We start from the raw sequence: 14,059 nt of genomic DNA on the forward strand, positions 1-14,059 counted from the left end.
ATAGTTATTATGAAGAAACTAATTTTAGGAATGGCTATCGTGGCGTCTGCTTTTGTTTTCGCACAGAAAGATGCAAATGCCCTGAATGCAAAGCTTCAGGAAGCCAATAAAGCAGCTATGGCTGCGTATGATGCAAAAAATTATGCAGCAGCAGCACCTAAGTTTATTGAAGTTTATGACTTATTAAAATCCAGCGGTCAGGACAATAAAATATATATGTATTATGCAGGACTTAGCCACGCGTTAGCTAATAACAGTGAGCAGTCTATCAAAATATATACAGACCTCGTGAATTCAGGATTTACAGGTGTAGAAACTACATATACTGCAAAAGAAAAGAAAAGTGGCCAGGTTGTGAACTTTGATAAAGCAACTTGGGAGGTGATGAAGAAAAATTCAGACTATACTGACTTCAAAACTGAACAATCTAAGAGTATAGAGACTGATTTGTATGAAACCTTAGTTTCATTACTTCTGAATGCTAAAAAAGCAAACGAGGCACTTGTAGTTATTGATAAGGGATTAGCTAAATTCCCGAACAATGCTAAGCTTAAAGAAGCTCAAACTACAGCATATCTTCAGTCAGGAAACACTGAAAAATTTGTTGCAGGATTGAAAGAACAATTGGCTAAAAATCCAAATGATGCAGTAAGCTGGTTTAATTTAGGGGTAATGCAGAGCAAAAAACCTGAAACAGTTGCAGATGCTTTAGAAGCATTCAAGAAAGCAATTGAATTAAAGCCTGATTTTGCTGATGCTTACCAAAATTTGGTTTATACTACAATTGGTGATGACTCTAAAGTAGTGGCAGATATTAATGCATTGAGAAAAGATAAGCCAGACGAGGCTTCTAAATTAATTGATGCAAGAAGAGAAAGATTTGCTAAAGCACTGCCATTTGCAGAAGGATGGTATAAAGTAGCACCAAAAAATATTGAAGCTGTTACTGCACTAAAAGAAATCTATGTAGTAACTAAAAACCTGGATAAAGTTAAAGAAATGAAAGCTAAAGAAGCTGAGCTAAGCGCAGCTGCAAAGTAATCATTTTTTACAATAACAGATATGAAAACCGGAACAGAAATGTTCCGGTTTTTTCTATTGTAAGCAGAAAGTGTTGACTGAGCTTCTTATCGTGATTTTTTTTGCAGGAGTTTTTAGATCTGTTATGACTTATAAGCCTAACAGGTTTAATTTATTCGACCCCGCTGTGTAGTTTCTATTGAAAATTCTTCATGCCGAATTCATGCATTCAAAATTTCTGGTTTTTATACTGATGAACCTTAAATTTCAACCTGAGAATTTCTCTGTAATTCCGTATCTTTGAGAAAAATTTTTATAAGATGATCGAGTGGAAAACCGCCAAGGAATACGAAGATATTACCTATAAAAAATCTAACGGAGTAGCAAGAATTGCTTTCAACAGACCTGAGGTACGTAATGCCTTCAGACCTAAAACAACTTCAGAATTATACGATGCTTTTTATGATGCCTATGAAGATCCTTCCATAGGGGTTGTATTGCTTTCAGGAGAAGGACCTAGCCCTAAAGATGGTGGCTGGGCATTTTGTAGTGGAGGTGATCAAAAAGCCAGAGGACATCAGGGATATGTAGGAGAAGATGGAAGACACCGTCTGAATATTCTTGAGGTTCAGCGTCTGATCCGTTTCATGCCGAAAGTAGTGATCGCGGTGGTTCCGGGATGGGCAGTTGGTGGAGGACACTCTCTTCACGTAGTATGTGACCTTACTTTAGCAAGTGAAGAACATGCTATTTTTAAGCAGACAGATGCTGATGTTACCAGTTTTGATGGTGGCTACGGTTCTGCTTATCTTGCTAAAATGGTAGGACAGAAAAAAGCCCGTGAAATTTTCTTTTTAGGAAGAAATTATTCCGCTCAGGAAGCTTTCGAAATGGGAATGGTCAATAAAGTAGTTCCTCATGCAGAATTAGAAGATACTGCTTATGAATGGGCTCAGGAAATATTGGCTAAATCTCCAACTTCTATCAGAATGCTGAAATTTGCCATGAACCTTACAGACGATGGGATGGTAGGGCAGCAGGTTTTCGCAGGAGAAGCAACCCGTCTTGCGTATATGACAGAAGAAGCTCAGGAAGGAAGAAATGCCTTTCTTGAAAAAAGAAAACCTAACTTCGGAGAAGATCAATGGATATCCTAAAAATATAACTGATAATTGATAGATGATGATTCATGTATCATGTCTCATTTATCAATTATCGCTTATCAATTATAATTATATGACTGATTGGATAAAAGCCGCAAGGCTAAGAACTTTACCGCTTTCTCTAAGCGGGATTATTATGGGGGCTTTCATTGCAAAATGGAGACTTTACGGAGAAGGAGGAATCTGGGACTGGAAAATCCTTGCGCTTGCTCTTTTGGTTACACTTTTATACCAGATTTTATCAAATTATGCCAATGATTATGGGGATGGAGTAAAAGGAACCGACGCTAAAAGAATCAATGAAGCAGAAGCAAGAGCTGTCGCATCGGGGAAAATTACTGCAAAACAAATGAAGAATGCGGTAATCCTTTTCGCAGCATTATCTTTCATTGCCACTATTGCTTTGCTATACGTAGCCTTCATTCCAAACTATATGAATGAATTCTATATCTTCATAGGATTGGGAGTAGCATGTATTCTTGCAGCAATTGGATATACAGTAGGTAAAAAACCATATGGTTATATGGGCTTGGGAGATATCTTCGTGTTTATCTTTTTTGGATTGGTTTCTGTATGTGGAAGCTATTTCTTATTTACAAAAACTTTCAGCTGGGATATATTATTACCCGGAACAGCGGTTGGAATGATGAGTATGGCTGTTCTTAACCTGAATAATATGAGAGATATAGAAAGTGACAGATTATCTGGAAAAAATAGCTTTGCATTGAGAATCGGATTCAAAAATGCAATGATCTATGAAATGATCCTGTTACAGTTACCATTGGTGCTTATCCTTATCTTTTTAGGAGTAAACGGGTTTATACAGCAGCAAAACTACTATGTGTTTATTGTAATGATCCTGTTATTCCCATTAGCCAAGCTGAGAAGAAACATCATGTCGGTGAAAGAACCAAAAGAATTAGACCAGTACTTAAAACAGGTAGGAATCATGACTTTTGTAATGGCTATTCTTACAGCAGCTGGACTTAATTTATTTAACTAATCCAAAATAGTATATCATGAGTTCTAATGTCTATGTTGAAGCTCAAATGCTTATCAGAAAACCGATTGAAGATGTTTTTGAAGCATTCATCAATCCGGAACTAACCACTCATTTCTGGTTTACCAAATCCACCGGAAAATTAGAAGAAGGTAAAACCATTATCTGGGAATGGGAAATGTATGGCGTGAAATCCGAAGTGAAGGTTCTTCAGATCATTCCAAACCAGCTCATCAGAACAGAGTGGGGAGAGCCTTCAACGAACGTAGATTATGAATTCAAAACCATGGAAAAAGGAACCTTAGTGATCATTAAAAGCTATGGATTCAGCCAAACGGGTGAAGATCTGCTAAAAGTAATTAATGACAATACAGGAGGTTTTACGACAGTTTTAGATGGATGTAAAGCTTATCTGGAACATGGGATTAATTTAAGATTGATTGAGGATAAATTCCCATCAAAATAACAAATTAAAGAAAACACAGATGGCACGAATGCTTTCACAAATGTCACTAATCTCATGGTGTTCTTTGTGAAATGATTTGAGTCATTTGTGTTTAATAATAATTGAAATTAAATTTAAAATGAAAATACAATTCTTAGGACAAAATTGTTTCCTGTTCACCTACAAGGACAAAACAATTCTGAGTGACCCTTTTTACAACTACAAAAAAGCAGAATCAGGTTTTGATATTGCTGCTCAAAAAATCGACTACATCCTGCTGACCCATGCACATGGTGATCATATTGCTGATGTGGCAGAAGTGTTACAGCATTATCCGGAAGCTACCATCATTGGGGTTCCAGAAGTATGCGGTTACTTCCAGCAAGCAAAAAATAAAGACGATGTGAACTTAGGAGGATCGGCAAAAATCGACGATCTTAAAATTTCCATGGTTCCGGCTCATCATACAAGTTCTTTCCCGGATGGAAGCTATGGAGGCGTTCCTGTAGGGTATATTTTCAGGCTTCCTGAAGGTAAGAACATCTATCTGGCAGGTGATACAGGAGTAATGGCTGATATGGAGCTGTTCCCGAGATTATACGGAAACATCGACCTTTCTATCCTTCCGATCGGAAGCCACTACACTATGTGCCCTAGAAAAGCTTCTTTTGCAGCAGCAGAGCTATTAAAAACACCGAAAGTAATCGGATGTCACTTTGATACTTTTCCTGCCATCGAAATTAATCATGAAAGTGCATTAAAGCATTTCGCAGATAAAAATGTAGAATTGGTTTTACCAAAATTAGGTGAGACTTTCGAATTTTAATCAATAACTGAACCGGAGGTAATCTGAAAATTAGAAAAATGAAAATGATGCGTAAGGTATTAAAAACAAAAAAGATAATTATCAAATTACCTCTCTTCTTACTTTAAATCAAAAAAAAATGGCAAGCTACCTAAATCACACCGCTACGACCGATTACCTTTGCTGCGTTCCCACCCTGGAGGATTCTCAGGAGCTGGTTGTTTAGGACTTGCCGTTGCAAAGGTAGGAATATTTTATAAACTTCAAAACTTTATCAAAGAAAATTAGTTGAAAAAATGCAGTGGTAAAGCTAAACGCCTGACATTTAGAGGGAAAAATTTTCAACTTTTTTTAAAAATTTAAATATGACGAAAAGTCCATCAACACTAGGAATTATACTTTTTATCGCTACAATGATCGTTTTTTTTGTAGTATATACTTTTTTCTCAGGAATCAATTATTTTGATATCTCTTTGAAAGCCAATGCTTTTGTTTTACCTCTTTTATATGCCGGAGCTGCTTTCTGGTCTGTAAAATCTTACTGGAACAACCATAGAGTGGTGAAATTTAAAGATGCTTTTAAAAGAGCATTCGTTCCGATGTTCATCGGAGGAATTCTTTCTATTTTTAGTATTTATGCTTTTTTAACTTTTGTAGATCCTGCAGCTAAAAGCCTGTTGAACTATCAATATGTTCAAAGACAAAAATCAGAACTGGATACAGAATATACTTCAGCAAGAAAAATTCTGAAGCATCAGAAAGATATTGATGAGCTGGATCAGAAATACAAAGAAAGATTGCAAAGCTTCACGCCAGAGGCGGTTAAGGGAAAAGATATGCTTACCGCAAGTCATTTTTCAGGATATTTTGCGGCAATTCTTATATTTTACGTAGTTTTGTCGGTATTTTTCGGAGCGTTTTTCAGAACAAGAACGATACATCAACCCGAAGAAACAAATCAAGCCTAATTCTTATTAAAATTTAAATGAATTTATCTATAGTTATTCCGTTACTGAACGAAGAAGACTCTCTGGAAGAGCTTTTTTCAAGAATCGACAAAGTATGCACAACCAGCAATTTATCTTATGAGATCTGGTTTGTAGACGATGGAAGTACGGATTTGTCGTGGAGTATTATTGAGAATATGAAAGTTCAGTATCCTCAGATTCACGCTATTAAATTTTCCAGAAATTATGGAAAATCACAGGCACTTCATGCCGCTTTTGAAAGAACAAACGGTGATGTAGTGATTACCATGGATGCTGATTTACAGGATTTTCCAGAAGAAATTCCGGAATTATATAATATGGTGATTCATGACAATTATGATATCGTTTCCGGTTGGAAAAAGAAGCGTTTTGATAATGTGATGACGAAAAATATTCCGTCAAAATTATTCAATGCAGCGGCTAGAAAAGTTTCAGGAGTTTATCTTCACGACTTCAACTGTGGTTTGAAAGCCTACAAAAAACAGGTGGTAAAATCTGTGGATGTTTACGGAGATATGCATCGTTATATTCCGGTATTGGCTGCCAATGCAGGTTTCAGAAGAATCACGGAAAAAGAAGTACAGCATCAGGCAAGACCTTACGGAACTTCAAAATTCGGAACTGAGAGATTTATCAGAGGATTTCTGGATTTGATAACGCTTTGGTTTGTAAGCCGTTTCGGAGGAAGACCAATGCATTTCTTCGGAGCTGTGGGTACTTTAATGTTTATTGTTGGTTTTCTTTCAGCACTTTGGTTAGGAATTTCTAAACTGATTGATGTAGCAAGAGGAATCTACGGACATTTGATTACCAATAATCCATGGTTCTTTATCGCATTAACCATGATGATTATGGGAAGCTTGCTGTTTGTGGCAGGATTCTTAGGAGAAATGATCATCAGAACCAACCGTGAGCATAAGAATTATAATATTGATGAAGTGATATAATGGAAGAAAAGCTGCCGAAAATTTATTCTAAGAAAGCCATTTTAGGATTTTCTATTTTTCTTTCCACACTTTTCGGAGGTGTTTTGTTATACCAGAATTTAATAGAGGTCAACAAAAAGAAAGAAGCATACACCGTACTGGCAATTTCGGTTCTTTTAACAATTATCACAGGAGTTATTGTCAATATTCCGGAAGAGCCTAAAAGTTCACTTGCTTATATTTGCGGCCTTGGAGGGGGAAGTTTCCTTTCCTATTATTTTATGCCGAAATATTTTCCAGATGAAGAAAAGTATCCGAAAAAAGCAATATGGAAACCCTTAATTATTGGAGCCGCGATTGTTGCAATCCTTTTGACTTTAATCATTTATGGTGCTTCTGTTGAAAATAGTTAAACATAGAAGAGCTGTAATAAATCATCAATTCTTACAGATTTAAGAATAAATATAACGAAAAGCACTCTGTCAGCAGAGTGCTTTTTGTAATTTATAAAAACTTTTAATCCGGATGTTTAAAATCAAATCTATTCTTTTTTACTTTCTTTTACTTTTCGCAGTCTCATGTTCATCAAATAAGCTTTCCGGTTCTTGGGAGTTTATTGATATTTATGATGGAGAAATTTCTAATACGGATACGTTGAAAAATAAAACAAACAATTCCAGATATGGAACAGGAGTTCTGACCTTTTATCAGGATAAAACCTTCAGTTCAATGGGAAACAATGGAATTTATCAGATAGAAAATAATCTATTGAAAATGAAGTATAATGACGATGAAAATATAACCACAATGAAAATCTCCAGTGTAAGTAAAAATTATCTTCTTTTATTTTCAATGGCTGGCAGTCCTAAAACATGGTTTTATAAAAAAGTAAAAAGAATTGAGAATAAGAAATAGGCTCTTCTGAAAAGCAAAAAATTGAAAACTATCAGGTATTTTATTGTCAAAAGACAAAGTTTTTTAGAAATTTTAATCCTATTTTTGTTCAAAATAATATTGAAAGTCCCGTGAGGCCTGAGAAAAGCATTCAGAGATTTTCAGTAAAGATCGTTGCGATTATAATATAGAATATTTAAAATTAAATATGAAAAAAGTTGTATACACATTAATGCTGATGGGAGTAGTTTCCTGTGGAAAAGTTTCTCCAAAAGGGAATATTGAAAAGAAAGATGTGGATGTTTCGGAATTCGTTAACCTTGATCTGGAAGGAAAGTTCCGTGTATTTTATGCCAGAGGTCCGAAAAATTTTGTAGAAATAGAAACCTATCCAAATGTAGCAAGCAATCTGGATGTGGATGTAAAAGATAAAACCCTTTTCATTAAAGAAAAAAGAGGAACAAAAGGAGTCGATTTTTATAATGTAACGATTTATTCCAAATATAATCTTGAAAAAGTAGCTGTTTCAGATTCTGTGGAAGTGAATATTTCAAGCGAAATCAAAACAGATAATTTCAGACTTAACATGAAAAATAATGCAAGTTTCATGGGATCTGTAAACACAAGAAGAGCAGAAGTGGAAATGCATAACAGAAGCCGCGCCAACTTTTTGGGATTATCTAAAGATGCAGTGATAAAGATTTCAGATACAGCAAGTTTAATTGCACCTTACTGGAAAATCACCAATCTGAATATTGATTCTAAAAACGGTAATTATGCAGAAGTAAATGTAAAAGATTCTTTAAAAGGACATATTCAGAACACTGCAAAATTTATCTATTATAACGATCCTATCAGAGCGTTTAAAATTGATAAAACAACGAAAGTCGAAAACAAAAAGCTGGATTAAAAAACAGCATTATTTAAACTAGAAACTAGGAACTTTACAAATTATAAAAGAACAACATTACAAATATGAATACACTAGAAAAAGCGAAACTTTGGTTAAGTGATACCTTCGATAAAGAAACAAGAGATGCTGTACAGACGTTGATCGACAGCAATTCCCCTGATCTGGAAGATTCTTTCTACAGAGAACTGGAATTCGGAACAGGAGGTATGCGTGGGATAATGGGAGTAGGAACCAACCGCTTGAATAAATATACATTAGGACAAGCGACTCAGGGATTGGCTAATTATATGCTTCAGCAGTTCAAAGGAGAAGAGATTAAAGTGGCTATCGCTTATGATGTTCGTAATAACTCAAAAGAATTCGGAAAACTGGTAGCAGATGTTTTAACAGCCAACGGAATTAAAGTTTTACTTTTCAAAGATCACAGACCGACTCCTGAATTGTCTTTCACGGTACGTGATAAAAAATGTAACGGAGGAATCGTATTAACGGCTTCTCACAACCCACCAGAATACAACGGTTACAAAGTATACTGGAATGACGGCGCACAGATTGTTCCGCCTAATGATGAAGCCATTATCAATGAAGTGTATTCTGTGAAATTTGAAGAAATTAAATTCAACGGAAATGATGATCTGATCGAATGGATCGGAGAGGAGCAGGACGATGTGTATATCGATGCATGTATTGAAAACTCTACGTATCAGAACGTTGGAAAAGAAAATTTAAATATTGTTTTTACCTCTATCCATGGAACAACCTATACAACTGTTCCCAAAGCCCTTGAAAAAGCAGGTTTCAAAAAAGTAGATCTTGTAAGAGAACAGATGATCCCAAGCGGAAATTTCCCAACAGTAGAGTCTCCAAACCCGGAAGAGCCTGCAGCATTGGAAATGGCAATGGATCTGGCAAGAATTACCAATGCAGATATCGTGATCGGAACAGACCCGGATGGGGACAGATTAGGAATCGCCGTAAGAAATCTTGATGGTGAAATGCAATTATTGAACGGAAACCAAACCAATACCATCCTTACGTATTACATTCTGAATGAGTGGAGAAAACAAGGGAAAATTACCGGAAAAGAGTTCATTGGTTCTACCATCGTAACTTCCGATATCTTCTTTGATATTGCACAGAAATTCGGTGTAGAATGCAAAGTAGGTCTTACTGGATTCAAATGGATTGGAAAAATGATCCGTGAAGCAGAAGGAACTCAGAAATTTGTATGTGGTGGTGAGGAAAGTTTCGGATTTATGACCGGAGACTTCGTTCGTGATAAAGACTCTTGCGGAAGTATTCTTCTAGCCTGCGAAATTGCAGCTTGGTGCAAAGCCAACGGAAAAACAATGTATCAGTACATGATTGAGATCTATGAGGATCTTGGAATGTATTATGAAGGATTAATCAATATCGTTAGAAAAGGAAAAGAAGGAGCTGAAGAAATTCAGAATATGATGAAAGATTTCCGTGAAAATCCTCCAAAGGAACTGGCTGGTTCATTAGTGGAAGAAGTGAAAGACTTTAAAGAGCAGACAAGTCTTACCATTTCTACGAATGAGAAAAAAATGATGAATGATATTCCGAAGTCTAACGTTTTGATCTATTACACACAGGATGGAACAAAAGTATGTGTAAGACCTTCAGGAACAGAGCCAAAAATCAAGTTCTATGTTTCAGTGAAGGATTCGATTACTTCAGAAGCAGATTTCAGAGACAAATTAAAATCATTGGAAGCTAAAATAGGAGCCGTTAAAACAGATCTTAAACTGGATTAATGCGCTGAAAACAGCAGATGATAAAAAGAATTATAGCAATATACATACTCTCTGCAGCCGTAGTTTCCTGTAAAAAGGAAACTGCAGTTTCAGAAGTAAAACAGGTAAACGATTCGATTACCAAAACTGAATCCAAAGAAGATCAGTACAAACCCATAGACACAGCTTGTTCATCGGCTAACAAAACGGAGGATTATATCACATCTCTTCAGTGGTATCGCACCAAAATTGAAAAAGAGATGGCTGGAAACAGGCCGGAACAGAATGACCAAGTATACGAAGATTATTTAAAAATAAGAGGAAAGTATACCGAATGTCTGATGAGTCTTCATACTGATGTTCTGGATAAATATGTGAATTATTATAACTATGAGAAGGATCAGTACAATTTTCCGGATAACGTTAAAAAAATAGCTTCAGAACTGAATAAAGCAGGTCTTGAATTCAGAGAAGTAGGAGAAGGAATGACCGAAATATGGACCATTCCGGGATATTATTCTTCTCTTTTTAAAAATAAACTGACTCCGGATTATGAAGCTTATGTTTCACAAACAGATAAAGAAAGTGAAACCAATTATGCCGCAGATGCTGGATTAATAATCAGCTGGGAGCAACTAGGCAACAGATTGATTTTCTGGGAGAATTTCATGAATAAATATCCTGAAAGCAAGCTGATAAAGACAGTAAAACAAGACTATAATTACTATTTGTCCGATTATCTTTTAGGAATGGATAATACGCCCACCTACGAAAGAGACCAGGATAAAGGAACCGGAAAACTAAACGATGAGAACAGAGCGGAATTCAACAGGATGAACAAAAAATATCCGAATTCCCATACGGCCAAAAAAGTAAAAGAGATTATGATTCTTTTTGATACACAAACACCGGTAGATCAAATAGATGAGAAGATTCATGGAGAACGATAATATAAATTTAAAATAAGAAAAAGTGAAAGTTTCAAAATTAGCAGCGAACCTGATCGGTTCTGAAATTGTAAAAATTGGTAACGAAGTAAATGATCTAAAAGCAAAAGGAGCGGAAATTGCCAATCTTACTATTGGTGATCTGAATTCTAACATCTATCCTATTCCGGCATTGCTGAAGGAAGAGATTCAGAAAGCATATCAGAATAATCTGACAAACTATCCGCCTGCCAACGGACTTTTATCTTTAAGAAAAGAAGTTTCCAAAGACCTGAAAAAAAGATGGAATCTTGATTATTCTCCAGAAGACATCCTGATTACTGCAGGATCAAGACCATTGATCTATGCCGTTTACAAAACAATCGTAGACGAAGGAGATAAAGTAGTTTATCCTACACCATCATGGAACAACAATCACTATGCTTATCTTACTTCAGCCAACGCTGTAGAAGTGAAAACAAAACCTGAAACCAATTTCCTTCCGACTGCTGATGATTTAAGACCTCACTTAGATGGAGCGGTTTTATTAGCTTTGTGTTCTCCATTGAACCCTACAGGAACCATGTTTACAAAAGAACAACTTTCTGAGATCTGTGAACTGGTCATTGCTGAAAACAAAAAAAGAGGTGAAGATCAGAAACCGTTATACTTAATGTATGACCAGATCTACTCTTGCCTTACATTCGGTGCTGAGCACGTAGATCCTGTTTCTCTTTTCCCGGAAATGAGAGATTATACCATCTATATCGACGGTATTTCAAAATGCCTTGCAGCAACCGGAGTACGTGTAGGATGGGGATTCGGACCTGCTCATATTCTTGATAAAATGAAGGCACTTCTTACTCACGTTGGAGCATGGGCTCCAAAACCAGAGCAGGAAGCAACGGCTAAATTCTATGAAAATTCAGAGAATGTAGATACTTTCGTGAATGATTTTAAAGCTAAACTTGAAAACAGCTTAAAAGTACTTCACAACGGAGTTCAGGATTTAAAAGGAAAAGGACTGGCTGTTGACAGTATTGAACCAATGGGAGCTCTTTATCTTACTATTAAATTAGATTATATAGGGAAAACAAAACCAGACGGAACTGTACTTGAAAATTCTTCAGACCTGGTATTCTACCTAATTAATGAAGCAGGAGTGGCTTTAGTACCATTCTCAGCTTTCGGAGAAGAAAAATCAGAACCTTGGTTCCGTGCTTCTGTAGGAGGATTGGCTGTAGATGAGATCAAAGTTATGCTTCCCAAACTGGAAAACGCTTTGAACAAATTAAAGTAATTTTCTAATAAAATTATAAGCTTCGACTCTGCCCGGCATTACATCGTTAAAATATATCTTTTAGTATTAGCAATGTCACGCTGAGCGGAGTCGAAGCGTTTTTTACACATTCTATAAAACCATGAAGCTTCCGCAGAAATCTTTTCTTGAAACAAAATATGTGTTTTTTTCAACGCTGGTGATCATTACAGTAGTACTCTTAAGTGTTTGGCTTTCCGGAAAAGCAGATCATCGTTCCCTGTTTCAGAATTCAATCTTATCAACCTCTGTTTTAGCTGGAGTATTTTTTCTGTTTATCAGTATAGGACTCTATTCTGGTTTAAAATTAAAAGATAATGTAGGAAATATTTTAAACAAAGAAAGAATACAAAGATATGCAGATAAAACACCAAAATTTGATGGTTTTGAGTTTGATCCACCAGCAATTGGTGATGGAATAGGAGGTGTTATTTTATCAGTTCTTTTATGGATTGTAATTTCAATTCTACTTATTTTTCTTTCGTATTTTTTCGGTCTTTTCTTTTGGTCTGCTGTATTATTATTAGGAGCTATTCTGTATTGGATTTTTTTCAGAGCTTTGAGATTGGTTTTCAAAAACTCCGGAAAATGTAAGGGGGATTTGCTAAAAAGTTTCGGATTTGGATTTTTCTATTCTTTTCTCTACATCTCCTGGATGTATGGAATTATTTTTTTGATCAAATATTTGAATTGAAATCTGTATTTTTTGATCAAAAAATTAAATAAATATTAAAAGTTAAACAACAACTTTGCACGATACTCAACAAGGGATTATCTTTGAAACTTTTACACACCCGAATATAAAAGTTGAAAATTACACGATGAAAAAACTGAGATTTCTACTCTTACCAGTTTCAATATTGGTATGCTCACAAGAGGTTGATACACTGAAGGTAAAAGAGCTCCCCAAGGAAACCGAATTGCCCAAAGTACAAACCTACACTTTAAAAGACGGATCTGTCCGCACTTATCCGAAACCTAAATTATTGGATTTTGTAACCAAATTACCCAGAAACTTTATCAATACCAATAAAGATTTCGTAGCCAAAGATCATGCTTATTATCTGGGAGGAGCTGTTGCCGCTACGTTAATACTCCTGCCATTTGACCAGAAACTGATTGATAATTCAAGAGAACTGGCTGAACAATGGGGAATGGATAAAGATAATAACTACCATAAAGTGGGAGGTGTATTTAAAATTCCGAAAGATGTCGGATCTGCACTGTACCTTATAGGAAATGGCTCTACATTAGTATTATTAGGAATTGGTTTCGGAACCTATGGATTGATAAAAAATGACTACAGAGCCCAGGCTACCGCCAGTGGTTTAATGGAAAGCTTAATTCTTTCCGGAGTTTTCACCCAAACCCTTAAAAGAATTACAGGAAGAGAAAGCCCGTTTATTGCCGAAGAATACGGACACAAAGGAGGCGCATGGAATCCGTTTCCCAGTTTCTCCGCATTCAGTAAAAATACCTCGAATTACGATGCCATGCCGTCGGGACATTTAACCACCTTCATGGCTGGAATCACTGTGATTGCAGATAACTATCCGGATGCCAAATGGATCAAGCCTGTAGGATATACACTGGCAGGAGCATTATGCTTTCAAATGATGCAAAGTAAAGTTCACTGGGCCTCAGACTATCCATTAGCCCTATTAATGGGATATTTTATAGGAAAAACCATATCAAAAAGCAGATACACTTCTTCAGAAGGAACCATCGGAAAGACAAAATATAGTCTCAACTTCACTGCATCCCGCCAATGGGAATACAATATGGTAGGCGTAAAACTCTCTTTTTAAACTCTGAAATCTTTGTTTTGTTTAGGAAATAAGATACTTTTCACTACATTTGGTCTCAGGATAAAAGGTGTATCCGGACTTTTATAAGTGTTGGG

The 14,059-nt window shown here is 36.0% G+C and carries 15 protein-coding genes and 1 other RNA gene; 15 read left to right on the forward strand and 1 reads right to left on the reverse strand.

Annotated features, from left to right (window positions below; all coding sequences use genetic code 11):
* Positions 1-9: 9 nt before the first annotated feature.
* From KBP46_RS02295 to KBP46_RS02315, 5 genes are all read left to right on the forward strand, one after another.
* Positions 10-1,041 carry a hypothetical protein gene (locus KBP46_RS02295; protein ID WP_062674927.1) on the forward strand — a complete coding sequence of 344 codons (1,032 nt, stop codon included), beginning with the start codon at positions 10-12 and terminating at the stop codon, positions 1,039-1,041.
* A gap of 299 nt (positions 1,042-1,340) precedes the next feature.
* Complete coding sequence (locus KBP46_RS02300) at positions 1,341-2,177, forward strand: 1,4-dihydroxy-2-naphthoyl-CoA synthase (RefSeq protein ID WP_034697698.1); 837 nt, start codon at positions 1,341-1,343, stop codon at positions 2,175-2,177.
* 79 nt (positions 2,178-2,256) lie between these two features.
* Entirely contained in the window at positions 2,257-3,186 is a 930-nt protein-coding gene (gene menA, locus KBP46_RS02305; protein ID WP_062674924.1) for a 1,4-dihydroxy-2-naphthoate octaprenyltransferase, read from the forward strand.
* A 16-nt stretch (positions 3,187-3,202) separates the two neighbouring features.
* Positions 3,203-3,649 carry an SRPBCC family protein gene (locus tag KBP46_RS02310; RefSeq protein WP_062674922.1) on the forward strand — a complete coding sequence of 149 codons (447 nt, stop codon included), beginning with the start codon at positions 3,203-3,205 and terminating at the stop codon, positions 3,647-3,649.
* 118 nt (positions 3,650-3,767) lie between these two features.
* Positions 3,768-4,454 (forward strand): metal-dependent hydrolase, encoded by a 687-nt coding sequence (locus KBP46_RS02315; protein ID WP_047425484.1) that lies wholly within the window; start codon positions 3,768-3,770, stop codon positions 4,452-4,454.
* A 116-nt stretch (positions 4,455-4,570) separates the two neighbouring features.
* Here KBP46_RS02315 and ffs read toward each other — a convergent pair.
* Positions 4,571-4,668: signal recognition particle sRNA small type (ffs, locus tag KBP46_RS02320), an RNA gene on the reverse strand.
* A 130-nt stretch (positions 4,669-4,798) separates the two neighbouring features.
* Here ffs and KBP46_RS02325 point away from each other — a divergent pair.
* The 10 genes from KBP46_RS02325 (at position 4,799) to KBP46_RS02370 (ending at position 13,964) form a co-directional block, all read left to right on the forward strand.
* A complete protein-coding gene (locus KBP46_RS02325) occupies positions 4,799-5,401 on the forward strand; it encodes a DUF4199 domain-containing protein (protein ID WP_062674918.1) in 603 nt (200 codons plus the stop codon).
* 17 nt (positions 5,402-5,418) lie between these two features.
* Complete coding sequence (locus KBP46_RS02330) at positions 5,419-6,369, forward strand: glycosyltransferase family 2 protein (RefSeq protein ID WP_062674916.1); 951 nt, start codon at positions 5,419-5,421, stop codon at positions 6,367-6,369.
* Positions 6,369-6,761 (forward strand): hypothetical protein, encoded by a 393-nt coding sequence (locus KBP46_RS02335; protein ID WP_216444514.1) that lies wholly within the window; start codon positions 6,369-6,371, stop codon positions 6,759-6,761. The genes KBP46_RS02330 and KBP46_RS02335 overlap by 1 nt, the downstream gene beginning before the upstream one ends.
* 112 nt (positions 6,762-6,873) lie before the next feature.
* A complete protein-coding gene (locus KBP46_RS02340) occupies positions 6,874-7,263 on the forward strand; it encodes a hypothetical protein (RefSeq protein WP_120231334.1) in 390 nt (129 codons plus the stop codon).
* 187 nt (positions 7,264-7,450) lie between these two features.
* The gene (locus KBP46_RS02345) at positions 7,451-8,152 is read left to right on the forward strand and encodes a DUF2807 domain-containing protein (protein ID WP_123279833.1); all 702 of its coding nucleotides are present in this window, start codon (positions 7,451-7,453) and stop codon (positions 8,150-8,152) included.
* 65 nt (positions 8,153-8,217) lie between these two features.
* Positions 8,218-9,933: a phospho-sugar mutase gene (locus KBP46_RS02350; protein ID WP_216444515.1), complete on the forward strand. Its 1,716-nt coding sequence runs from the start codon at positions 8,218-8,220 to the stop codon at positions 9,931-9,933.
* Positions 9,934-9,950: 17 nt separating this feature from the next.
* On the forward strand, positions 9,951-10,862 hold the full coding sequence (locus KBP46_RS02355; RefSeq protein ID WP_216444516.1) for a hypothetical protein: 912 nt from the start codon (positions 9,951-9,953) through the stop codon (positions 10,860-10,862).
* Between the two features lie 22 nt (positions 10,863-10,884).
* Positions 10,885-12,138, forward strand: a complete 1,254-nt coding sequence (locus KBP46_RS02360) for a pyridoxal phosphate-dependent aminotransferase (protein WP_062674905.1) — start codon at positions 10,885-10,887, stop codon at positions 12,136-12,138.
* A 121-nt stretch (positions 12,139-12,259) separates the two neighbouring features.
* Positions 12,260-12,850: a hypothetical protein gene (locus tag KBP46_RS02365; RefSeq protein ID WP_216444517.1), complete on the forward strand. Its 591-nt coding sequence runs from the start codon at positions 12,260-12,262 to the stop codon at positions 12,848-12,850.
* 127 nt (positions 12,851-12,977) lie between these two features.
* Positions 12,978-13,964: a phosphatase PAP2 family protein gene (locus tag KBP46_RS02370; protein ID WP_062674903.1), complete on the forward strand. Its 987-nt coding sequence runs from the start codon at positions 12,978-12,980 to the stop codon at positions 13,962-13,964.
* Positions 13,965-14,059 lie beyond the last annotated feature (95 nt).

The organism is Chryseobacterium sp. PCH239 (assembly GCF_018924625.1).
GTDB classification, from domain to species: Bacteria; Bacteroidota; Bacteroidia; order Flavobacteriales; family Weeksellaceae; genus Chryseobacterium; species Chryseobacterium cucumeris.